The sequence below is a fragment of the Pseudomonas sp. A genome (genome assembly GCF_056270345.1).
This window is the reverse complement of record NZ_CM149873.1, coordinates 1,160,282-1,179,663: the sequence shown is the minus strand read 5'-3', so window position 1 is coordinate 1,179,663 and position 19,382 is coordinate 1,160,282. Positions and strand designations below refer to the sequence as shown.

General features: G+C 68.1%; 20 protein-coding genes. 19 read left to right on the top strand and 1 reads right to left on the bottom strand.

Features of this window, described 5'->3' with window-relative positions; all coding sequences use genetic code 11:
- Positions 1-3: 3 nt before the first annotated feature.
- From AC0MAZ_RS05360 to AC0MAZ_RS05275, 18 genes are read left to right on the top strand one after another with little or no spacing between them, the layout of a single operon-like run.
- Positions 4-258 (top strand): acyl carrier protein, encoded by a 255-nt coding sequence (locus AC0MAZ_RS05360; RefSeq protein ID WP_234561599.1) that lies wholly within the window; start codon positions 4-6, stop codon positions 256-258.
- Positions 255-800 carry a COG4648 family protein gene (locus AC0MAZ_RS05355; protein ID WP_203648436.1) on the top strand — a complete coding sequence of 182 codons (546 nt, stop codon included), beginning with the start codon at positions 255-257 and terminating at the stop codon, positions 798-800. Before AC0MAZ_RS05360 ends, AC0MAZ_RS05355 begins: the two co-directional genes overlap by 4 nt.
- Positions 797-2,467: an ApeI family dehydratase gene (locus AC0MAZ_RS05350; RefSeq protein WP_234561598.1), complete on the top strand. Its 1,671-nt coding sequence runs from the start codon at positions 797-799 to the stop codon at positions 2,465-2,467. Before AC0MAZ_RS05355 ends, AC0MAZ_RS05350 begins: the two co-directional genes overlap by 4 nt.
- A complete protein-coding gene (locus AC0MAZ_RS05345; RefSeq protein ID WP_232854928.1) occupies positions 2,460-3,194 on the top strand; it encodes a glycosyltransferase family 2 protein in 735 nt (244 codons plus the stop codon). Before AC0MAZ_RS05350 ends, AC0MAZ_RS05345 begins: the two co-directional genes overlap by 8 nt.
- Positions 3,191-4,129, top strand: a complete 939-nt coding sequence (locus AC0MAZ_RS05340; RefSeq protein ID WP_475860491.1) for an LpxL/LpxP family acyltransferase — start codon at positions 3,191-3,193, stop codon at positions 4,127-4,129. Before AC0MAZ_RS05345 ends, AC0MAZ_RS05340 begins: the two co-directional genes overlap by 4 nt.
- Entirely contained in the window at positions 4,110-5,654 is a 1,545-nt protein-coding gene (locus tag AC0MAZ_RS05335) for an HAL/PAL/TAL family ammonia-lyase (protein ID WP_475860488.1), read from the top strand. The genes AC0MAZ_RS05340 and AC0MAZ_RS05335 overlap by 20 nt, the downstream gene beginning before the upstream one ends.
- On the top strand, positions 5,647-6,072 hold the full coding sequence (locus tag AC0MAZ_RS05330; protein WP_186711988.1) for an acyl-CoA thioesterase: 426 nt from the start codon (positions 5,647-5,649) through the stop codon (positions 6,070-6,072). The genes AC0MAZ_RS05335 and AC0MAZ_RS05330 overlap by 8 nt, the downstream gene beginning before the upstream one ends.
- A complete protein-coding gene (locus AC0MAZ_RS05325) occupies positions 6,069-6,758 on the top strand; it encodes an outer membrane lipoprotein carrier protein LolA (protein ID WP_475860485.1) in 690 nt (229 codons plus the stop codon). Before AC0MAZ_RS05330 ends, AC0MAZ_RS05325 begins: the two co-directional genes overlap by 4 nt.
- Complete coding sequence (locus AC0MAZ_RS05320) at positions 6,748-9,063, top strand: MMPL family transporter (protein WP_475860483.1); 2,316 nt, start codon at positions 6,748-6,750, stop codon at positions 9,061-9,063. Before AC0MAZ_RS05325 ends, AC0MAZ_RS05320 begins: the two co-directional genes overlap by 11 nt.
- 2 nt (positions 9,064-9,065) lie before the next feature.
- The gene (locus AC0MAZ_RS05315; protein ID WP_254464999.1) at positions 9,066-10,223 is read left to right on the top strand and encodes a cation:proton antiporter; all 1,158 of its coding nucleotides are present in this window, start codon (positions 9,066-9,068) and stop codon (positions 10,221-10,223) included.
- The gene (locus tag AC0MAZ_RS05310; protein ID WP_203648462.1) at positions 10,210-11,457 is read left to right on the top strand and encodes an NAD(P)/FAD-dependent oxidoreductase; all 1,248 of its coding nucleotides are present in this window, start codon (positions 10,210-10,212) and stop codon (positions 11,455-11,457) included. The genes AC0MAZ_RS05315 and AC0MAZ_RS05310 overlap by 14 nt, the downstream gene beginning before the upstream one ends.
- On the top strand, positions 11,454-12,185 hold the full coding sequence (locus AC0MAZ_RS05305) for a class I SAM-dependent methyltransferase (RefSeq protein WP_232854920.1): 732 nt from the start codon (positions 11,454-11,456) through the stop codon (positions 12,183-12,185). The genes AC0MAZ_RS05310 and AC0MAZ_RS05305 overlap by 4 nt, the downstream gene beginning before the upstream one ends.
- The gene (locus AC0MAZ_RS05300) at positions 12,182-12,667 is read left to right on the top strand and encodes a hypothetical protein (RefSeq protein WP_475860479.1); all 486 of its coding nucleotides are present in this window, start codon (positions 12,182-12,184) and stop codon (positions 12,665-12,667) included. The genes AC0MAZ_RS05305 and AC0MAZ_RS05300 overlap by 4 nt, the downstream gene beginning before the upstream one ends.
- Positions 12,664-13,857, top strand: coding sequence for a beta-ketoacyl-[acyl-carrier-protein] synthase family protein (locus AC0MAZ_RS05295; RefSeq protein WP_203648467.1), 1,194 nt, complete (start codon positions 12,664-12,666; stop codon positions 13,855-13,857). Before AC0MAZ_RS05300 ends, AC0MAZ_RS05295 begins: the two co-directional genes overlap by 4 nt.
- On the top strand, positions 13,854-14,324 hold the full coding sequence (locus tag AC0MAZ_RS05290) for a hotdog family protein (RefSeq protein WP_203648469.1): 471 nt from the start codon (positions 13,854-13,856) through the stop codon (positions 14,322-14,324). The genes AC0MAZ_RS05295 and AC0MAZ_RS05290 overlap by 4 nt, the downstream gene beginning before the upstream one ends.
- On the top strand, positions 14,317-15,045 hold the full coding sequence (fabG, locus tag AC0MAZ_RS05285; RefSeq protein WP_203648471.1) for a 3-oxoacyl-ACP reductase FabG: 729 nt from the start codon (positions 14,317-14,319) through the stop codon (positions 15,043-15,045). The genes AC0MAZ_RS05290 and fabG overlap by 8 nt, the downstream gene beginning before the upstream one ends.
- Positions 15,045-16,271, top strand: coding sequence for a beta-ketoacyl-ACP synthase (locus AC0MAZ_RS05280; protein WP_203648474.1), 1,227 nt, complete (start codon positions 15,045-15,047; stop codon positions 16,269-16,271). The genes fabG and AC0MAZ_RS05280 overlap by 1 nt, the downstream gene beginning before the upstream one ends.
- Positions 16,272-16,289: 18 nt before the next feature.
- Positions 16,290-17,093 carry a hypothetical protein gene (locus AC0MAZ_RS05275; RefSeq protein WP_475860477.1) on the top strand — a complete coding sequence of 268 codons (804 nt, stop codon included), beginning with the start codon at positions 16,290-16,292 and terminating at the stop codon, positions 17,091-17,093.
- On the opposite strand, the gene AC0MAZ_RS05270 is transcribed toward AC0MAZ_RS05275, so the two are convergent.
- A complete protein-coding gene (locus AC0MAZ_RS05270; protein WP_475860475.1) occupies positions 17,050-17,973 on the bottom strand; it encodes a LysR family transcriptional regulator in 924 nt (307 codons plus the stop codon). The two genes, AC0MAZ_RS05275 and AC0MAZ_RS05270, sit on opposite strands and share 44 nt — an antisense overlap.
- 122 nt (positions 17,974-18,095) lie before the next feature.
- Here AC0MAZ_RS05270 and AC0MAZ_RS05265 point away from each other — a divergent pair, with 122 nt between their 5' ends.
- Positions 18,096-19,337 carry an MFS transporter gene (locus AC0MAZ_RS05265; protein WP_475860472.1) on the top strand — a complete coding sequence of 414 codons (1,242 nt, stop codon included), beginning with the start codon at positions 18,096-18,098 and terminating at the stop codon, positions 19,335-19,337.
- Positions 19,338-19,382: the final 45 nt, after the last annotated feature.

Genomic DNA, 19,382 nt, shown 5'->3' with positions numbered 1-19,382 from the left:
ACCATGCAAACCCGTGAAGACATCTTCAACATCCTGCGCGACGCCCTGGTCGAGCTGTTCGAACTGCAACCGACCAGCATTTCCCTGGAGTCCAACCTGTACCAGGACCTGGAAATCGACAGCATCGACGCCGTCGACCTGATCGACCACATCAAGCGCCAGACCGGCAAGAAGATCGCCGCCGACGACTTCAAGTCGGTACGCACCGTGGGTGACGTGGTCGAGGCGGTGCACCGCCTGGTCAACCCGGCGGCATGAAACGCCTGATCGGCCTCGGCCTGCTGCTGGCCGGGCTGCTGTACCCCTTCGCGGTGCACTTCGGCATGGCCCATTTCGCCCCCTGGCAATTCGGCCTGCTGCTCGGCGGCCTGTGGCTGGCCCGTGCCCTGAGCACGCCGCGCCGCCCGGGCAGCCTGTGGATGGCGCTGGCGGCGCTGGCGTTCTGCGCCCTGCTGGGGCTGTCCGACAGTCCGCATCTGCTGCGCTGGTACCCGGTGCTGATCAGCGCCTTCATGCTGGCCCTGTTCGGCGCCAGCCTGCTGCGCGGCATGCCGGTGGCCGAACGCCTGGCGCGCCTGCGCGAGCCCGATCTGCCGCCCCATGCGGTGCGCTACACGCGGCGGGTGACGCAGGTGTGGTGCCTGTTCTTCCTGGCCAATGGACTGGTCGCCGCGGGCCTGACCCTGTGGGCGCCGCTGGCCTGGTGGACCCTGTACAACGGGCTGATCGCCTATGCCGCGATGGGCCTGCTGTTCGCCGTCGAATGGCTGATAAGACAACGTGTGCGAGGACGCTCATGAACTGGATCAACCTCGAACACCTGCTGCGCCCGCTGGACGCCCCGCGCCAGGTGACCCACGCACCATCCCTGGACCACGCCCAGCTCAGCCTGCAGGCCCTGCGCCTGGCCGGCGGCCTGCGTGAGCGCGGGATCCGCCGCCTGGCCGTGCACCTGGAAGACGCCGCGTCGCTGGCCATCGCCCTGCTCGGCGCCTGGCGCGCTGGCGCCGAGGTGCTGCTGCCCGCCGACCTGCAACCCGCCACCCGTGAGCGCTGGCAGGCCCAGGTCGACCTGTGGCTGACCACCGACGAGCAGCTAGACGACCTGCTGGATGAGGCCCTCGCGCCTGCCGACCTCGACCTCGACACCTGCCGCGTCAGCCTGTGCACCTCCGGCTCCAGCGGTGAGCCCAAGCGCATCGACAAGCAGCTGCGCCAGCTGGCCAACGAGGTCAATGCCCTGGAGCAGCTCTGGGGCAAGGACCTCGGCACGGCCTGGATCATCGGCAGTGTCGCCACCCAGCACATCTACGGCCTGCTGCTGCGCGTACTCTGGCCACTGTGTGCCGGGCGCGGCTTCGAGCGCCGCCAACTGCCATTTCCCGAAGACCTGCAACGCGCCAGCCGCGAGCACCCGGCGTTCGCCTGGGTGGCCAGCCCGGCACTGCTCAAGCGCATGGGCGACAACCTCGACTGGCCGGCCCTGAGCCCGGTGCGCAGGGTATTCTCCTCCGGCGGTGAACTGCCGCCAGCCGCCGCCGAAAGCCTGCAACAACGCCTGGGACAATGGCCCACCGAGATCCTCGGCAGCTCCGAGACCGGCGGTATCGCCTGGCGTCAGGGCGAACCGCTGTGGCAACCCTTTGCCGACGTGCAGTTGAGCCAGGATGAACGGGGCGCCCTGCGCATCGCCTCGCCCTACCTGCCCGCCGGTCATGTCGAACAGAGCGCCGACGCCGCCGAGTTCAGCGACGACGGGCGCTTCCGCCTGCTCGGCCGGCTGGACCGCATCGTCAAGCTCGAAGAGAAACGCATCTCGCTGCCCATGCTCGAACAGGCCCTGTGCGCCAATGCCTGGGTCGCCGAAGCACGCCTGGGGATGATCGAGGAAGGCCGCGCCTACCTCGGCGCCCTGGTAGCCCTGACCCCGGCCGGGCTGCACGCCCTGCGCAACCAGGGCCGCCGCGCCGTGATCGACGGCCTGCGCCAGCACCTGGCCGGCCATTGCGAGGCGCTGGCCCTGCCACGCCGCTGGCGCCTGGTGCGCCAGTTGCCTCTCAATACCCAGGGCAAGCTGCCCCAGGCCGATCTGCAGGCGCTGCTGCTGGCCTCGCGCAGCATGGCGCCGGAGGTGCTGGAGCACAGTCGACAAGGCGAAGAGCTGCACCTGCGCCTGGCGGTGCCCCTGGATCTTGCCTGCTTCCCCGGTCACTTCCCGCAGACGCCCGTGCTGCCGGGCGTGGTCCAGGTCGACTGGGCGCTCGCCCTGGCCACGTCGCACTTGCACCTGGCCCAGCGCTTTGCCGGCATGGAAGTACTCAAGTTCCAGCAACTGGTGCGCCCCGGTGACGAGCTGCTGTTGACCCTGCGTTTTGATGCCGAGCGCGGCAAGCTGTACTTCGCCTACACCTGCGCCGGGCAGCCCTGCTCCAGCGGTCGCATCGTGCTGGAGGCCGCCTGTGCATAAGCCTTGCGCGGTGATCCCGGTGTACAACCACGAGCAGGCGCTGCCCAAGGTGGTCGACGACCTGCTGCGCGCCGGCCTGCCTTGCGTGCTGGTCGACGACGCCAGCCACGCGGCCTGTGCCCGCGTACTGGGCCAGCTGGCCGAGCGCGACGACGTTCACCTGGTCACCCTGGCGGTCAACCAGGGCAAGGGCGGCGCGGTGATGGCCGGCCTGCGCGAAGCCGCGCGGCTGGGCTTCAGCCACGCCCTGCAGGTGGATGCCGACGGCCAGCACGACCTGACCGATGTCAGCCACTTCCTGACCCAGTCGCAGGCTTATCCACAGGCGCTGGTGTGCGGTTATCCACAGTACGATGCCAGCGTGCCCAAGGGCCGCCTGTATGCCCGCTACCTGACCCACGTGTGGGTGTGGATCAACAGCCTGTCGCTGCGAATCCCCGATTCGATGTGCGGTTTTCGCGTCTACCCGCTGCCCGCGACCCTGGCGCTGATCGACAGCGTCAGCCTTGGTCGGCGCATGGATTTCGACCCGGAGATCCTGGTGCGCCTGGCGTGGCGCAACCAGCCGATGCGCTGGTTGCCGACCAAGGTCCATTATCCTCAGGACGGCCTGTCACACTTCCGTCTGTTCCACGACAACGCACTGATCTCGAAGATGCACGCCAAGCTGTTCTTCGGCATGCTCCTGCGCGCCCCGCTGATCCTCTGGCGCAGGTGGCACGCATGAGCGAGCGTCCGCAACACTGGGCCGAGCACCAGGAACGCGGCAGCTTCTGGCTGATGAAGCTCACCGCCACCCTGGCCCGCCTGCTCGGGCGGCGCGTGCTCAGCCCGCTGATCCATGTGATCGTCGCCTACTTCTTCGTCTTCGGCGGCCGCGCCCGGCGCAGCGCCTGGCAGTACCAGCAGCGCCTGCACCGCTGGAGCGCCGGCCAGGTCCAGGCCCCCGGCCAGTGGCGCGTGTTCCGCCAGTTCATGTCATTTGCCGAAGCCCTGCTGGACAAGCTCGACGTGTGGAATGGCCGACTGGCCCTGTCGCAGATCGACATCATCGACCCGGCCAATCTGCGCCAGCAGTTGCACGGCGAACGCGGGCAAATGCTGGTGGGCGCACACCTGGGCAACCTGGAAGTATGCCGGGCCCTGGCCGAGATCGGCGAAAAAGTGACCATGAACGTGCTGGTGCATACCCGCCATGCCGAACACTTCAACCGCCTGCTGGGTGAAGCCGGCGCCAGCCACCTGCGGCTGATCCAGGTCAGCGAGCTGGACCCGGCGGTGATGCTACAGCTGTCGGAGCGTCTGGAGCGCGGCGAGTGGCTGGCGATCGCCGGCGACCGCGTGCCGCTGCATGGCGGTCGCACCGTAGAAGTGGACTTCCTCGGCCACCCAGCGGCCTTCCCCCAGGGGCCATGGCTGCTGGCCGGGCTGCTCGGCTGCCCGCTCAACCTGCTGTTCTGCCTCAAGCTTCAGGGCCGCTACCAGGTCACCCTCGAGCCGTTCGTCGAGCGCCTGCAATGGCGCCGTGGCCAACGCGACGCGGTGATCGCCGAATGGGCCGCCCGCTACGCCGAACGCCTGGGCCACTACTGCGCCCAGGCACCGCTGCAATGGTTCAATTTCTACCCCTTCTGGAAGACCGATGACGATGCATCCGCATGAGCCTGTAACCTTCGGCGCAGCGCCGCTGGCGATCGAAGACGTCCTGGCCCTGGCCGAGCGCCGCGCGCCGTCGCGCCTGCAGGCTGACGCCGCCTACCGCGAGCGTATTGCCCGTGGCGCGCGCTTCCTCGACACCTTGCTGGACAAGGAAGGGGTGATCTACGGCGTAACCACCGGCTACGGCGACTCCTGCGTGGTGGCCGTGCCGCTGGAGCACGTCGAGGCCCTGCCCCGGCACCTCTACACCTTCCACGGCTGCGGCCTGGGCCGGCTGCTCGACGCGCCGGCCACCCGCGCCGTGCTGGCGGCGCGCCTGCGCTCGCTGAGCCATGGCGTGTCCGGCGTGCGCCTGGAGCTGCTGGAACGCCTGCAAGCGTTCATCGAGCACGACATCCTGCCGCTGATCCCCGAGGAAGGCTCGGTTGGCGCCAGCGGCGACCTGACACCGCTGTCCTACGTGGCCGCGGCCCTGTCGGGCGAGCGCGAAGTCATGTACCAGGGCGAGCGCCGCAGCAGCGCCGACGTGCACCGCGAACTCGGCTGGCAGCCCCTGGTGCTGCGCCCCAAGGAAGCGCTGGCGCTGATGAACGGTACTGCGGTGATGACTGGCCTGGCCTGCCTGGCCTTCGCCCGCGCCGACTACCTGCTCAAGCTGGCCACGCGCATCACCGCGCTCAATGTCGTCGCCCTGCAGGGCAACCCCGAGCACTTCGACGAGCGCCTGTTCGCCGCCAAGCCGCACCCCGGCCAGACCCAGGTCGCCGCCTGGCTGCGCCAGGACCTGGCCATCGAGGCCCCGCTGCCACCGCTGCATCGCCTGCAGGACCGCTACTCGCTGCGCTGCGCGCCCCATGTGCTGGGCGTACTGGCCGACAGCCTGGGCTGGCTGCGCAGTTTCATCGAAACCGAACTCAACAGCGCCAACGACAACCCGATCATCGACGGTGATGCCGAGCGCGTGCTGCACGGCGGGCACTTCTATGGCGGGCACATCGCCTTCGCCATGGACAGCCTGAAGAACCTGGTGGCCAACGTCGCCGACCTGCTCGACCGCCAGCTCGCCCTGCTGGTGGACGTGCGCTACAACCACGGCCTGCCGAGCAATCTTTCGGGCGCCGAGGCCGAGCGCGCCATGCTCAACCACGGTTTCAAGGCCGTGCAGATCGGCGCCAGTGCCTGGACCGCCGAGGCACTCAAGCAGACCATGCCGGCCAGCGTGTTCTCTCGCTCCACCGAGTGCCACAACCAGGACAAGGTAAGCATGGGCACCATTGCCGCCCGCGACGCCCTGCGCGTGCTGGAACTGACCGAACAGGTTGCCGCCGCCACCCTGCTGGCCGCCAACCAGGGGGTCTGGCTGCGCCAGCGCCTGGCCGCCGCGCACGCCCTGCCGCCGGCCCTGGCGCAGATGCACGCGGCCTTGCTGGAGGACTTCGCCCCGGTCATCGAGGACCGCGCCCTGGAGCAAGACCTGCGCCTGTGCCTGGCCCGTATCGGCCAGCGCCACTGGAGGCTGCATGCGTAATCCCGGGGTGTTCCACGTCGACAGCGAGATCGTCGTGCCATTCTTCGACGTCGACAGCATGCACATCGTCTGGCACGGCCACTACGTCAAGTACCTGGAAGTCGCCCGCTGCGCGCTGCTCGACCGCCTGGAGCACGACTACCTGCGCATGCAGGCCAGCGGCTATGCGTGGCCGGTGATCGACCTGCAACTGCGCTACATCCGCGGCGCCACCTTTGGCCAGCGCCTGACCGTGCGCGCCAGCCTGGTGGAATGGGAAAACCGTCTGAAGATCCACTACCTGATCAGCGACGCCGCCAGCGGCGAGCGCATGACCCGCGCCAGCACCGTGCAGGTGGCGGTGCACATCGAAAGCGGCGAAATGCAACTGGCCTCGCCCCAGGCGATGCTCGATGCCGTTGCCAAGGTGCTGCCATGAGCGCCGCGCTGTGCACTGGCATTGCCAGCCTCTTCGCGGGTAAACCCGCTCCCACAGGCACCGCGAAACCTGTGGGAGCGGGTTTACCCGCGAAGGTCCCGACACTGCTCGCCCTGTTGCTGCTGTTCATCAGCCCCCTGGCAATGGCCTTCACCCTCGACGACCTGCAAAAGCAGCTCAGCGAACCCGCCGTGGTCAGCGGCCCGTTCATCCAGGAAAAACACCTGCGCGCCCTGCCCCAGCCACTGACCAGCAAGGGCCGCTTCGTCCTGGCCCGCGACCACGGTCTGCTCTGGCTGCTGCAGACCCCGTTGCGCCAGGATTACCGCATCGACGCGAAAGGCATCGTCCGCCGTGACCCGAGCGGCTGGCAAACCCTGCCCGCGCGCAGTGCCGGCGCTGAACAGAACCGCCTGTTCTTCGCCGTGCTGCAAGGCGACAGCAGCGGCCTGCAACGCGATTTCGAACTGGCGCTTTCAGGCGACGCCGCGCACTGGCAATTGCGCCTGACCCCACGCTCGCTGCTGCTCAAGCAAGTCTTCACCCGCATCGACATCACCGGCGGGCGCTACGTCGAACGCATCGAGCTGAGCGAAACCCAGGGCGACAGCACCGTGCTGCGCATGCCCGAAAGCCGTGGCGCCAGCGCCCTCAGCGACGCGGAGCGCAGCGATTTTGCCGACTGAACGCCTGCTGCCGCGCCTGTTCGCGGGCCTGCTGCTGATCATGCTTGCCGTGGCCGGCTGGCAATGGCATCGCGGCGCGCCGCTGTCGGCCGACCTGATGACCCTGGTCCCTGGCGCCACCCAGGACCCGCTGGTCAAGCAAGCCGAGCAACGCATGCAGGAGCCGCTCAACCGCGAGCTGCTGGTGCTGGTCGGCCATTCCCAGCGCGAGCAGGCCGTCGCCATGGCCCAACGCCTGGCCGGACAATGGCAGGCCAGCGGCCTGTTCGAGAAGGTGCAATGGAGCCTGCAGACCGACCTGCAAGCGCTACGCAGCCAGTTGCTGCAGGGCCGCGTGGCCATGCTCTCGACCCACGACCGGCAACTGCTGGCCGAGCAACCCGACACCTTTGTCGAGCAACGCCTGCAAAGCCTGTTCGACCCCTTCGCCGGCTTCAGCCTGGTGGCCAGCCAGGATGACTGGCTCGGCTTGAGCGGCCGCATCCAGCAGAGCCAGCCCAAGCCGGTCAACGTGCAACTGGACACCGCCAGCGGCGCGCTGGTGGCCGAAGCCGACGGCCAGCAGTGGGTGCTGCTGCGCGCCCGCACCCTGGGCAATGCCTTCGACATGCACCTGCCCTTGCAGGTGGCCGACCTGCTGGCCCGCGCCCGCGTCGAGGCCAGCCAGCAAGGCGCCCGACTGCTGACGGCCAGCGGCCTTCTGTACGCCGCGGCCGGCCAGCAACAGGCCAGCCGCGAGATCACCTGGGTCGGCGGCGGCGCCACCGTGGGCATCCTGCTGCTGTTGCTGCTGGCCTTCCGCCGCTGGCGCGTGCTGCTGGCCTTCGTGCCGGTGCTGGTGGGCATGCTGTTCGGCTCGGTGGTGTGCGTGGCGCTGTTCGGGCAGATGCACGTAATGACGTTGGTGCTCGGCTCCAGCCTGATCGGCGTGGCCGTCGACTACCCGCTGCACTACCTGTCCAAGAGCTGGAGCCTGCAACCCTGGCGCAGCTGGCCGGCCGTGCGCCTGACCCTGCCGGGGCTGAGCCTGAGCCTGGCGACCAGTTGCATCGGCTACCTGGCCCTGGCCTTCACGCCGTTCCCCGCGCTGACCCAGATCGCCGCGTTCTCGGCCGCCGGCCTGGTCGGCGCCTATCTCAGCGCCGTGTGCCTGCTGCCGGCGTTGCTCGGCGGTGTCGAGCTGCGCCCGGCCCAGTGGCCACTGCGCGTCGCGCAATGGCTGACCGAACTGCGCGCCGGCCTGCTGCGCCGAGTCCCCAGCGCTGCGCTGCTGGCCCTGCTGGTGCTGTTCTGCGCCGCCGGGCTGTGGCGCCTGGACAGCCGCAACGACGTGCGCCAGTGGGTCGGCAGCCCGCCGCAACTGCTGGAGGAAGCCCAAGCGGTGGCACGCATCACCGGCTACCAGCCCACCAGCCAGTTCTACCTGGTACGTGGCGCCGACCCACAGCAATTGCTGGAACGCCTGGCGGCGCTGTCGGAAAAACTCGACGAGCTGGTCGACCTGGGCAAGCTCAAGGGTTACATGTCCCTCGATCGGCTGGTCGCCAGCCCCGCCGAGCAGACGCGCACGCTGCAGGCGCTGGATCGCCTGCCCGGACACTGGCAACCGCTGCTGGCCCAGGGCGTGCCGGAAACCGCGCTGCTGGCCGAACTCAAGCAATTGCACCAGTTGCCTATCCAGTCCATCGACGATGTCCTCGCCGGCCCCCTGGGCGAAGCCTGGCGCCCCTTGTGGCTGGGCCAGGTGGACCAGGGCGTGGCCGCCATCGTCAGCCTTCAGGGGCTGAACGACACCGCCTTGCTGCGCCTGCAGTCCGAGGGTCTGCCTGGCGTGCAGCTGGTGGACCGGCTGGGTGAGCTGAACCAACTGTTTGCCGCCACCCAGGTCAGCGCCGCCGAGCTCAAGCTGCTGTCGTGCGTGTTGATCCTGGTGTTGCTGGTGCTGCCGTTCGGCCTGCGCGGTGCCTTGCGCATCGTCGCCCTGCCGCTGCTCGCCGCGCTGTGCAGCCTGGCCCTGCTGGGCTGGCTCGGGCAGCCGCTGACGCTGTTCAGCCTGTTCGGCCTGCTGCTGGTGACTGCCATCGGCGTCGATTACGCGATCCTCATGCACGAGCGCGTCGGCGGTGAGGCGGTGAGCCTGCTGGGCACCCTGCTGGCGGCGCTGACCACCTGGCTGTCGTTCGGCCTGCTGGCGCTGTCGAGCACCCCGGCGGTGAGCAATTTCGGCCTGGCGGTGAGCCTGGGCCTGGCAATGAGCTTCATCCTGGCCCCCTGGGCCGCGCCGCGCGAAGGAGCGCACAGCTGATCATGAGCGTGTTGTTGTTCTGGGCCATGGCCCTGCTGCTGTTCGCCCTGGCCTGTGCGCTGGGCAAGCGCGTGGGGCTGATCCCGATCGTCAGCCAGCTGCTGCTGGCGACCCTGGCACTGCCGCTGCTGATGCTGCTGTGGGTCGAGCCGCACTGGCAGCTCGACGGCGCCGCGCTGGTCGCGCCGAGCTGGTTGAAGACCCTCTACGGCTGTAGCTTCGCCTTGCTGCTGGGGCATATCCTCAGCGACGTGGCCGAGCTGCGCATCGACCGCCAGGCACTGAAGCTGGCCGTGCCCAGCTTCCTGGTGCCCTTCGCCTGCGGCCTTGCCTGCGCGCTGTGGCTGCTGGACCAGGGCGGCCTCACCGCGCTGGCCCTGGGACTGGTGTTCGCCATCACCGCGATCCCGGTGCTGTACCTGTACCTGCGCGCCATCAACTATCCACCCGCGGCCAGCCGCCGGCTGCTGCAGGCGGCGATCCTCATCGACCTGGCCTGCTGGCTGCTGCTGGGCCTCGGCCAGGGCAGCCTGCAACCGGGCAGCCTGGCCTGGCCGCTACTGGCGGCGGCCCTGCCGCTGCCGCTGCACTTCGCCGGCCTGCGGGCCCCAAGGGTATATGGTGCGCTGTTCCTGGCGCTGCTGTTTGTCGCCGAGCACTACCGGCTCAATGCCCTGGTCTTTGGCATCGGCTACCTGGCTTGCCTGGCCTGGCTCAAGGTCCCGGTGCGCATGCCGCTGTCCGAGGCCTGGAGCCGCCGCCTGCAGCAAGGCTTGGCAGTGCCGCTGATCCTCACGTACGGCGTGGTGCAGATCGACGTGCACCATGCCCTGCAAGGCTTCGATGCGCTGCAGCTGGCCGCCCTGCTGGCCCTGCCGATCGCCAGCAAGCTGCTGGGCAACTGGCTGGGCCTGTGCTGGGCCGCGCCATCGTTCCCCGGCGCGAGCAAATGGCGCGAGAGCCTGCTGCTGAACATCCGCGGCCTGAGCGAAATCGTCTTTCTCAACCTGTTGCTGCAACAGGGGCTGATCGGCCCGGCGCTGTACTTCGCCCTGATGCTGATGAGCCTGGTCGCCACCCTGATGCCGGCAATGGCCGGCCTGCACCGGATTCCCCTGAATACTGTCCCGACGCCAAGGAGGCCTCATGCCGAACTGTGAACTGCAACAACGCCAGGTGCTGGTGATCGGCGCAGGGCCTTCCGGCGCCATCGCCGCCGCCCTGCTCAAGCGCAAGGGCCACGATGTACTGGTAATCGAGCGCCAGCGTTTCCCGCGCTTCTCCATCGGCGAGAGCCTGCTGTCCCACTGCCTGGACTTCGTCGAGGAGGCCGGGATGCTCGAAGCCGTCGAGGCCGCGGGCTTCCAGCACAAGAACGGCGCCGCCTTTGCCTGGGGCGAGGAATACAGCGCGTTCGACTTCGGCCTGACCTTCTCCCAGGGCAAGCCAAGTACCTTCCAGGTGCAACGTGCGCAGTTCGACCAGTTGCTTGCCGACCAGGCCCAGGCCCAGGGCGTGGAGATCCGCTACGAGCACGAGATCGTCAGCGTCGACATGGGCGGTGACTGCCCGCGCGTGCGGGTGCGCCGCCCCGAGGGTGACGAATACGAGGTTGAAAGCGCCTTCGTGCTCGACGCCAGCGGCTACGGCCGCGTGCTGCCGCGCCTGCTGGAGCTGGAAGCACCGTCGAACTTCCCGGTGCGCCAGGCGGTGTTCACCCATATCGAAGACCGCATCGACCACCCCGGCTTCGACCGTGACAAGATCCTCATCACCACCCACCCCGAACACCGTGACATCTGGTTCTGGACCATCCCGTTCAGCAACGGCCGCACTTCCCTGGGCGTGGTCGCCGCCGCCGAGCGCTTCGCAGAGGCGCCGGCCGACCTGGACGCCTGCCTCAAGCACTTCGTGGCGCAGACCCCGAGCCTGTCCAAGGTGCTGGCCAATGCCGTTTGGGACACGCCGGCCCGCACCATCGGTGGCTACTCGGCCAACGTCAGCACCCTGCACGGCCCGGGCTTTGCCCTGCTGGGCAACGCCGCCGAATTCCTCGATCCGGTGTTCTCCTCGGGGGTGACCATCGCCATGCGCTCGGCGAGCATGGCCGCCAACCTGCTGCACCGTCAGCTGGAGGGCGAGGCGGTGGACTGGCAGGCCGAGTTCGCCACGCCGCTCAAACGCGGCGTCGATACCTTCCGCGCCTATGTCGAAGGCTGGTACGACGGCAGCTTCCAGGATGTGATCTACCACCCCGGCAGCTCGCCGGAGATCCGCGCCATGATCAGCTCGATCCTGGCCGGCTATGCCTGGGACCTGCGCAATCCGTTCGTCGCCGAACCCCAGCGCCGCCTGCGCACCCTGGCCGAGCTGTGCGCGAGGACGCCAGCATGAGCCAGCAGCCGTACCTGAGCGACACCTACGTCGAAGAAACCCGCATCGGCTTCTGGTTCCTGCGCAGCCACACCTGGCAGCACCATGTGCTGCGCGTGGCCATCAATGACCTGCGCCGCCTGTTCGACGGCGAGCCGCCCCAGGCGCCGGTGCTGCTCGATGCCGGCTGCGGCCAGGGCAAGTCGTTCAAGCACCTGCTGCAGGTGTTCGCCCCGTCGCGCCTGCTGGGCACCGACGCCGACCCGCACAGCCTGGCGCTGAGCGCCGCCGAGGCGCAGCGGCTGGGCGTCGAGGTGGAGCTGCGCGGCAGCGACTGCGCGGCGCTGCAGTTCCCCGACGCCAGCGTCGACATCCTGTTCTGCCACCAGACCTTCCACCACCTGGTGGAACAGGAGAAAGCCCTGGCCGAGTTCTACCGTGTACTCAAGCCGGGCGGCTACCTGCTGTTCGCCGAGTCCACCGAGGCCTACATCGACACCTGGGTAATCCGCTGGCTGTTCCGCCACCCCATGCACGTGCAGAAGAGCGCCGAAGGCTACCTGCAGATGCTGCGTGACCAGGGCTTCGAGTTTGCCGCACGCAACGTGTCCTACCCTTATCTGTGGTGGAGCCGCTCAAAGGACTTCGGCCTGCTCGAACGCCTGGGACTGCGCAAGCCGCCACCAGTTGGCCAGCGCGAGGAAACCCTGGTCAACGTAGTGGCGCGCAAGCCCCTGGAGCAACCATGAAACACCTGCTGGCGCTGTGCCTGTGCCTGCTGCTCGGCGCCTGCGCCGCGCGCCCGCCCCTGCCCGAGACGCTGCCCACGCTGACACTGCCGCGCCAGTTGCACGTGCAGCGCGAGCAGGACGGCCAACGCCAGGACTGGCTGCTGGTGATCCAGGACGAAGACCACCGTCTGCGCTGGTCGCTGCTCGACCTGCTGGGCATCCCCCAGGCGCGCCAGTTGCTCGATGGCAGGCAATGGCAGGCCGACGGCCTGCTGCCGCCCAACCCGGCGGCGCGCGAACTGTTCGCCGCCGTGCTGTTCGCCCTGACGCCGTCCGGGCAACTGCAGCGTCTCTATCCACAGGCGCGCCAGCAGGATCAACGACGCTGGCTGGGCGACCGCTGGCAGGTCAGCTATCGGGCCAGCGAGCATTTCACCTTGAACCTGGGCCAGGGCCTGCGTTATGAAGTCAGCCCATTGCCCAGCGAGAACACACCATGACCGCCTATCTCAACGCCCTGGGCCTGGTCTGCGCCCTTGGCCGCGGCCAGGCCGAGGTGGCCGCTCGCCTGTTCGCCGGTGACTGCTCCGGCATGCTGCCCCAGGAGGGCTGGGTGCCGGACCGACGTCCTGCGGTGGGTGCGGTCAGTGGCGAACTACCCGCCGTGCCGCTGCCTGAACAGCACAGCCGCAACAACCAGCTGCTCTACTGCGCGGCCTTGCAGATCGAACCGGCGATCCGCCAGGCGATTGCCGATTTCGGCCCGCAACGGGTGGGCGTGGTGCTGGGCACCAGCACCTCGGGAATTGCCGAGGCCAGCGCCGACATTGCCCACTACCTGCACGAAGGTGTGCTGCCAGGCAGCTACCGCTACGACCAGCAGGCACTGAGCGCTCCCGCCGAGTTCCTCGCCGACTGGCTGCAACTGAGCGGCCCGGCCTACGTGATCTCCACCGCCTGCACCTCCAGCGGCCGGGCGCTGCTGAGCGCGCGTCGCCTGCTCGACCTGGGCCTGTGCGACGCCGTGCTGTGCGGGGGCGTCGACAGTCTGTGCGGGCTGACCCTCAACGGTTTCAGCGCCCTGGAGGCGGTCAGCGAACAACGCTGCAACCCGTTCTCGGTGAACCGCAACGGCATCAACATCGGCGAAGCCGCCGCGCTGTTCGTCATGAGCCGAACTCGCCCGGCACAGGGGCCTGCCATCGCCCTGCTTGGCGCCGGCGCCAGTTCCGACGCCCATCACATCTCGGCACCCGACCCCACCGGCAACGGCGCCTTGCAAGCCATGGCCAAGGCCCTGGACAATGCCGGCCTGGCCGCGGCGCAGATCGACTACCTGAACCTGCACGGCACCGCCACCCAGCACAACGACGCCATGGAAAGCCTGGCCGTGCATGCCCTGTTCGGCGCCGGCACAGCGTGCTCATCCAGCAAGCCGATGACCGGCCACACCCTGGGCGCGGCCGGGGCGCTGGAGGCGGCCTTCTGCTGGCTGGCCCTGAGCGAACACAACCCGCACGGGCGGCTGCCACCCCATGTCTGGGACGGCCAGCGCGACCCGCAACTGGCGGAGCTGGCCCTGGCAGACGCTGGCCAGCAGCTGCCCCAGGGCCGCCCGCGTCGACTGATGAGCAATTCGTTCGCCTTCGGCGGCAACAACGTGAGCCTGATTCTCGGAGACACCCCATGATTGCCTGGCCATTGGCCGAACTGCTGCCGCATGCCGGCGACATGATCCTGATCGATCAGGTCGACAGCTGCGACGATGAGCAGATCCACACCCGCGTGACCGTCCGCCCCGGCGGGCTGTTCAACCGCGAGGACGGCAGCCTGCCGGCCTGGCTGGGCCTGGAGCTGATGGCCCAGAGCGTGGCCGCCTACGCTGGCTGCCGCGCACGCCGCCTGGACCAGCCGGTGGAGCTGGGCTTCCTGCTCGGCACCCGCAAGTTCGAATGCGATGTCGAACACTTCCCCGCCGGCGCAGAGCTGCGCATCCACGCGCTGCGCTCGCTGGAGGACGACAACGGCATGGGTGTGTTCGAATGTCACCTGCGCGGCCCCGGCATCAACGCCAGCGCCCGCCTGAATGTCTACCGCCCGCCGCAAGTGGCCAGCTACCTGGCCGAGGCGGGCCCTGAGGAGTCACCCCATGACTGACACCATCCTGGTCACCGGCTCCAGCCGGGGCATCGGCCGGGCCATCGCCCTGCGCCTGGCGCGTGCCGGTTACGACCTGGTCCTGCACTGCCGCAGCGGCCGCGCCGAGGCCGACACCGTCGCCGCCGAGGTCCAGGCCCTGGGCCGGCAGGCGCGGGTGCTGCAGTTCGATGTCGCCGACCGCGAAGCCTGCAAGGCCGTCCTGGAAGCCGACGTTGAGACCCATGGCGCCTACTACGGTGTGGTATGCAATGCCGGCCTGACCCGTGACGGCGCCTTCCCGGCCTTGACCGAGGACGATTGGGACCAGGTCATGCGCACCAACCTTGATGGTTTCTACAACGTCCTGCACCCGCTGACGATGCCGATGATCCGCCGCCGCGCACCGGGCCGCATCGTCTGTGTCACCTCGGTGTCCGGCCTGATCGGTAACCGTGGCCAGGTCAACTACAGCGCCTCCAAGGCCGGCCTGATCGGTGCCGCCAAGGCCCTGGCGATCGAGCTGGGCAAGCGCCGCATCACGGTCAACTGCGTGGCCCCCGGGCTGATCGACACCGCCATGCTCGACGAACACGTGCCGGTGGACGAGCTGCTGAAGATGATCCCCGCCGGGCGCATGGGCACACCGGAGGAAGTAGCCGGCGCGGTGAACTTCCTGATGTCGCCCGAGGCGGCCTACATCACCCGCCAGGTGCTGGCGGTCAACGGAGGGCTGTGCTGATGCGCCGCGTCGTCGTCACCGGCATGGCCGGCATCACCGCCCTGGGCAACGACTGGGCCAGCATCGCCGGGCATTTCGCCCAGCAACGCAGCGGCATCCGGCGCATGGACGAGTGGGACCGCTTTGAAGAGCTCAACACCCGCCTGGCCGGTCCCATCGATGACTTCAAGGTGCCCGGCCACTGGACCCGCAAGCAGCTGCGCAGCATGGGCCGGGTGTCGCGCCTGGCGGTTGCCGCCGCCGAGCGCGCCCTGGCCGACGCCGGCCTGCTCGACGACCCGAGCATCCGCGACGGGCGCATGGGCGTGGCCTGCGGCTCGTCCACCGGCAGCACCGACGAGATCAAGGCCTTCGGCAACATGCTGCTCAACTCGGTGGCCGACGGCCTCAATGCCAACTCCTACGTGCGCATGATGCCCCACACCACGGCGGCCAACATCAGCATCTTCTTCGGCCTCACCGGGCGCTTGATCCCCACCTCCAGCGCCTGCACCAGCGGCAGCCAGGGCATCGGCTACGCCTACGAGGCGATCAAGTACGGGCGCCTGCCGATGATGCTCGCCGGCGGCGCCGAAGAGCTGTGCCCCACCGAGGCCATGGTGTTCGACGCGCTCTACGCCACCAGCCTGAAGAACGACACCCCGCACCTGAGCCCGCGCCCCTACGACCTCGACCGTGATGGCCTGGTGATCGGCGAAGGCGGCGGCATGCTGGTGCTCGAGGAGCTGGAACACGCCCTGGCCCGTGGCGCACGGATCCACGCCGAGATCGTCGGCTTCGGCAGCAACGCCGATGGCCAGCACACCACCCGTCCGGAGCAGGCCACCATGCGCCGTGCCATGGAACTGGCGCTGGAGGACGCAGGCCTCGCTCCCGAAGCGATCGGCTATGTCAACGGCCACGGTACCGCCACCGAGCAGGGCGACATCGCCGAGACCCAGGCCACCAGCAGCCTGTTCGGCCCACGCATGCCGATCAGCTCGCAGAAGAGCTTCCTCGGCCATACCCTGGGTGCCTGTGGCGCGCTGGAGTCGTGGTTCAGCATCGAGATGATGAACAGCGACCGCTACGTGCCCACCCTCAACCTCGACCACGTCGACCCGCGCTGCGGCGAGCTGGACTACCTGCGCGGCGAGTTCCGCGCGATGAACCATGAGCATGTGATGAACAACAACTTCGCCTTCGGCGGGGTCAACACGTCGTTGATCTTCCGTCGCTGGCGCTGACCCTTTGGAGTGAAAGGAATGACTCGGATCCACCGCCTGTTTGCCGTACTGGCATTGGCCCTGCTGGTCATCGGCTGCACCAGCAAACCCGTGTACAACGCCAAGGAAGCGTTTTCCAGCGACCTCGGCTTCAGTGACGACCAGATGAAGCGCGCCATCGTCACCGCCCTCAACGACCGCCAGTGGATCATCCAGTCGGTGCGCCCCGGCATGGTCAAGGCAGAGATCACCGTGCGCGGCCGCCACCACGCCGAGGTCGACATCCCCTACAGCCCCACCGAATTCCAGGTGATCTACCGCAGCAGCTGGGGCCTGGACTACGACGACGGCAAGATTCACGGCAACTACAACCGCTGGGTCAACCGCCTGCGCGACAACATCCTCAAGGAGCTGTCCTTCGACCCGCATATCGAGCACCTGAATGCACAGGGCTTCGTCAACCAGGGCGTGGACGCGCCGACCTACCTGAGCTTCCGTGAAGGGGTCAAGCGCGCCACCCAGGCCGGTTTGCTCGATGGCAGCGTGAAGTTCTACCTGGCCGGCGAAAGCCTTCCCGCCTCGACCCGCACCCTCAGCCCGGTGAGCAGCAGCCGCAAGACCAACGGCAGCAACAAGGCCGACGAAGATGCTTGCTACTGGGCCCTGCAATCGGCCCTGGCGACCTTGCAGAACGCCGCGCGCAAGGCCAACGCCAACGCCGTGGTGAACATCGCCAGCGTCGACCAGCGCAACCTGTACAAGGACACCGAGAAGTTCCAGTGCCGTGCCGGCCTGCTTGTCACTTCGGTGGCCCTGCGCGGCGACCTGGCCCAGGTGGACTGACCCCGCCCAGCAGCTCGGCGAAGGCCCTGGCCATCGCCGAGCCCACGCCGGCCCGCTGCACCAGCCACACGGCGGTGTCGGCGCCTTCGTCCAGCAAGGTACGGTAGACCACGCCGTCGATCCGCATCCGCTGGAACGATGCCGGTAATACCGACACCCCCAGCCCCGCCGAGACCAGGCCGATGATGGTCATCGCCTCGCCCGCTTCCTGAGCGAAGTGCGGGCTGAAGCCGGCCTTGCCCGCCAGGCTCATCAACTGCGCATGCAGGCCGCTGCCGTAGCTGCGCGGGAAGAACACGAACGGCTCCTGCGCCAACGCCGCCATGTGCACGCCCTGTCCACTGCCCATTGCCAGCGGGTGCGAGGCGTTGAGCACGGCCACCAGCGGCTCGCGGAACAGCTCGCTGACCACCAACCCATCCGGCACCGGCAGCGGACGCATCAGGCCGACCTCGATGGACTCATCGAATACCCCGTCTACCACCTCGCGGCTGCTCATTTCCTTGAGGTGCAGATGCACCGAAGGGAAGCGCTGGCGGAACGCATGGATGGCCTGGGGGATGCGCGAGGTGAAAGGCGCCGATGAAGTGAAGCCAATCTTCATCTCGCCCAATTCCCCCAGCTGCGCCCGCCGAGCCACGTCGGCGGCTTTCTCCACCTGGGCCAGCACCTGGCGCGCTTCCTCGAGGAACAGGCGCCCGGCCTCGCTCAGCTCGACCCGGCGGTTGGTGCGCTCGAACAGGCGCGCCCCCAGTTCCTGCTCCAGGGCCTGGATCTGCTGGCTCAGCGGGGGCTGGGAGATACCCAGTTGCTGGGCGGCGCGACCAAAATGCAGCTCCTCGGCCACGGCAATGAAATAGCGCAGGTGACGCAGCTCCATGATCGACTCCAAACAGGTCGTAAAACATCTCAAACAGGTCGAACAATATATTGGATCTAATCATTAGCCAGCTATATGCTTTTTTCATCGCAGCACCGGCCCCAGCGCCCGAGGTACCCTCCGTGAGATCCGTCGTAGCCCCCCTATCTGCCGAACCCGAGCCTGTCGTCAACGATATCTGGATCGAGAAAGGCTCCCCCGCCTTCATGAAAACCGTGCTGGCGTTGTTCAGCGGTGGCTTTGCCACCTTCGCCCTGCTGTACTGCGTGCAGCCGATGATGCCGCTGCTGTCCCAGGAATTTTCCATCAACGCCGCGCAGAGCAGCCTGGTGCTGTCGGTATCCACCGCCATGCTGGCGTTCGGGCTGCTGGTCACCGGGCCGATCTCCGACCGTATCGGGCGCAAGCCGGTGATGGTCTTCGCCCTGCTCTGCGCCGCCCTGTCGACCCTGGCCAGCGCAGTGATGCCGAGCTGGGAGCTGGTGCTGGCGACGCGCGCCCTGGTGGGCCTGTCGTTGAGCGGCCTGGCGGCGGTGGCAATGACCTACCTGAGCGAAGAGATCCACCCGCAGCACATTGGCCTGGCCATGGGCCTGTACATCGGTGGCAACGCCATCGGTGGCATGAGCGGGCGCCTGATCACCGGCGTGCTGATCGACTTCGTCAGCTGGCACACGGCGATGCTGAGCATCGGCGGGCTGGCGCTGGTAGCGGCGCTGGTGTTCTGGAAGGTACTGCCCGAGTCGCGCAACTTCCGTCCCCAGGCACTGAATCCGCGTAGCCTGCTCGACGGCTTCGTCATGCACTTCAGGGATGCCGGGCTGCCCTGGCTGTTCCTCGAGGCCTTCCTGCTGATGGGCGCCTTCGTCACCCTGTTCAACTACATCGGCTACCGCCTGCTGGCCGGGCCCTATCACATGAACCAGGCACTGGTCGGGTTGCTGTCGGTGGTGTATCTGTCGGGGATCTACAGTTCGGCGCAAGTCGGCGCCCTGGCCGACAAGCTGGGCCGGCGCAAGGTGTTCTGGGCCAGCATCGTGGTAATGGCCGGCGGCCTGCTGATGACCCTGGCCAACCCGCTGGCGATGATCATCGTCGGCATGCTGGTGTTCACCTTCGGCTTCTTCGGCGCGCACTCGGTGGCCAGCAGCTGGATCGGCCGCCGGGCGTTGAAGGCCAAGGGGCAGGCTTCGTCGTTGTACCTGTTCTGTTACTACGCGGGATCGAGCGTGGCGGGGACGGCGGGCGGGGTGTTCTGGCATCAGTGGGGCTGGAACGGCATCGGGCTGTTCATCGGCAGCCTGCTGGCGGTGGCGTTGCTGGTGGCGGTGCACCTGAGCAAACTGCCTCCCAAATCAGTGTGAAGCATTCGCGGGTAAACCCGCTCCCACAGGTACGGCGCCGTACCT

Bases quoted from the DNA above. Each gene is read 5' to 3' on its own strand.
- AC0MAZ_RS05360 (WP_234561599.1), top strand. From the start codon at position 4: ATGCAAACCCGTGAAGACATCTTCAACATCCTGCGCGACGCCCTGGTC.
- AC0MAZ_RS05355 (WP_203648436.1), top strand. From the start codon at position 255: ATGAAACGCCTGATCGGCCTCGGCCTGCTGCTGGCCGGGCTGCTGTAC.
- AC0MAZ_RS05350 (WP_234561598.1), top strand. From the start codon at position 797: ATGAACTGGATCAACCTCGAACACCTGCTGCGCCCGCTGGACGCCCCG.
- AC0MAZ_RS05340 (WP_475860491.1), top strand. From the start codon at position 3,191: ATGAGCGAGCGTCCGCAACACTGGGCCGAGCACCAGGAACGCGGCAGC.
- AC0MAZ_RS05335 (WP_475860488.1), top strand. From the start codon at position 4,110: ATGACGATGCATCCGCATGAGCCTGTAACCTTCGGCGCAGCGCCGCTG.
- AC0MAZ_RS05330 (WP_186711988.1), top strand. From the start codon at position 5,647: ATGCGTAATCCCGGGGTGTTCCACGTCGACAGCGAGATCGTCGTGCCA.
- AC0MAZ_RS05325 (WP_475860485.1), top strand. From the start codon at position 6,069: ATGAGCGCCGCGCTGTGCACTGGCATTGCCAGCCTCTTCGCGGGTAAA.
- AC0MAZ_RS05315 (WP_254464999.1), top strand. From the start codon at position 9,066: ATGAGCGTGTTGTTGTTCTGGGCCATGGCCCTGCTGCTGTTCGCCCTG.
- AC0MAZ_RS05310 (WP_203648462.1), top strand. From the start codon at position 10,210: ATGCCGAACTGTGAACTGCAACAACGCCAGGTGCTGGTGATCGGCGCA.
- AC0MAZ_RS05305 (WP_232854920.1), top strand. From the start codon at position 11,454: ATGAGCCAGCAGCCGTACCTGAGCGACACCTACGTCGAAGAAACCCGC.
- AC0MAZ_RS05300 (WP_475860479.1), top strand. From the start codon at position 12,182: ATGAAACACCTGCTGGCGCTGTGCCTGTGCCTGCTGCTCGGCGCCTGC.
- AC0MAZ_RS05295 (WP_203648467.1), top strand. From the start codon at position 12,664: ATGACCGCCTATCTCAACGCCCTGGGCCTGGTCTGCGCCCTTGGCCGC.
- AC0MAZ_RS05290 (WP_203648469.1), top strand. From the start codon at position 13,854: ATGATTGCCTGGCCATTGGCCGAACTGCTGCCGCATGCCGGCGACATG.
- fabG (WP_203648471.1), top strand. From the start codon at position 14,317: ATGACTGACACCATCCTGGTCACCGGCTCCAGCCGGGGCATCGGCCGG.
- AC0MAZ_RS05280 (WP_203648474.1), top strand. From the start codon at position 15,045: ATGCGCCGCGTCGTCGTCACCGGCATGGCCGGCATCACCGCCCTGGGC.
- AC0MAZ_RS05275 (WP_475860477.1), top strand. From the start codon at position 16,290: ATGACTCGGATCCACCGCCTGTTTGCCGTACTGGCATTGGCCCTGCTG.
- AC0MAZ_RS05270 (WP_475860475.1), bottom strand. From the start codon at position 17,973: ATGGAGCTGCGTCACCTGCGCTATTTCATTGCCGTGGCCGAGGAGCTG.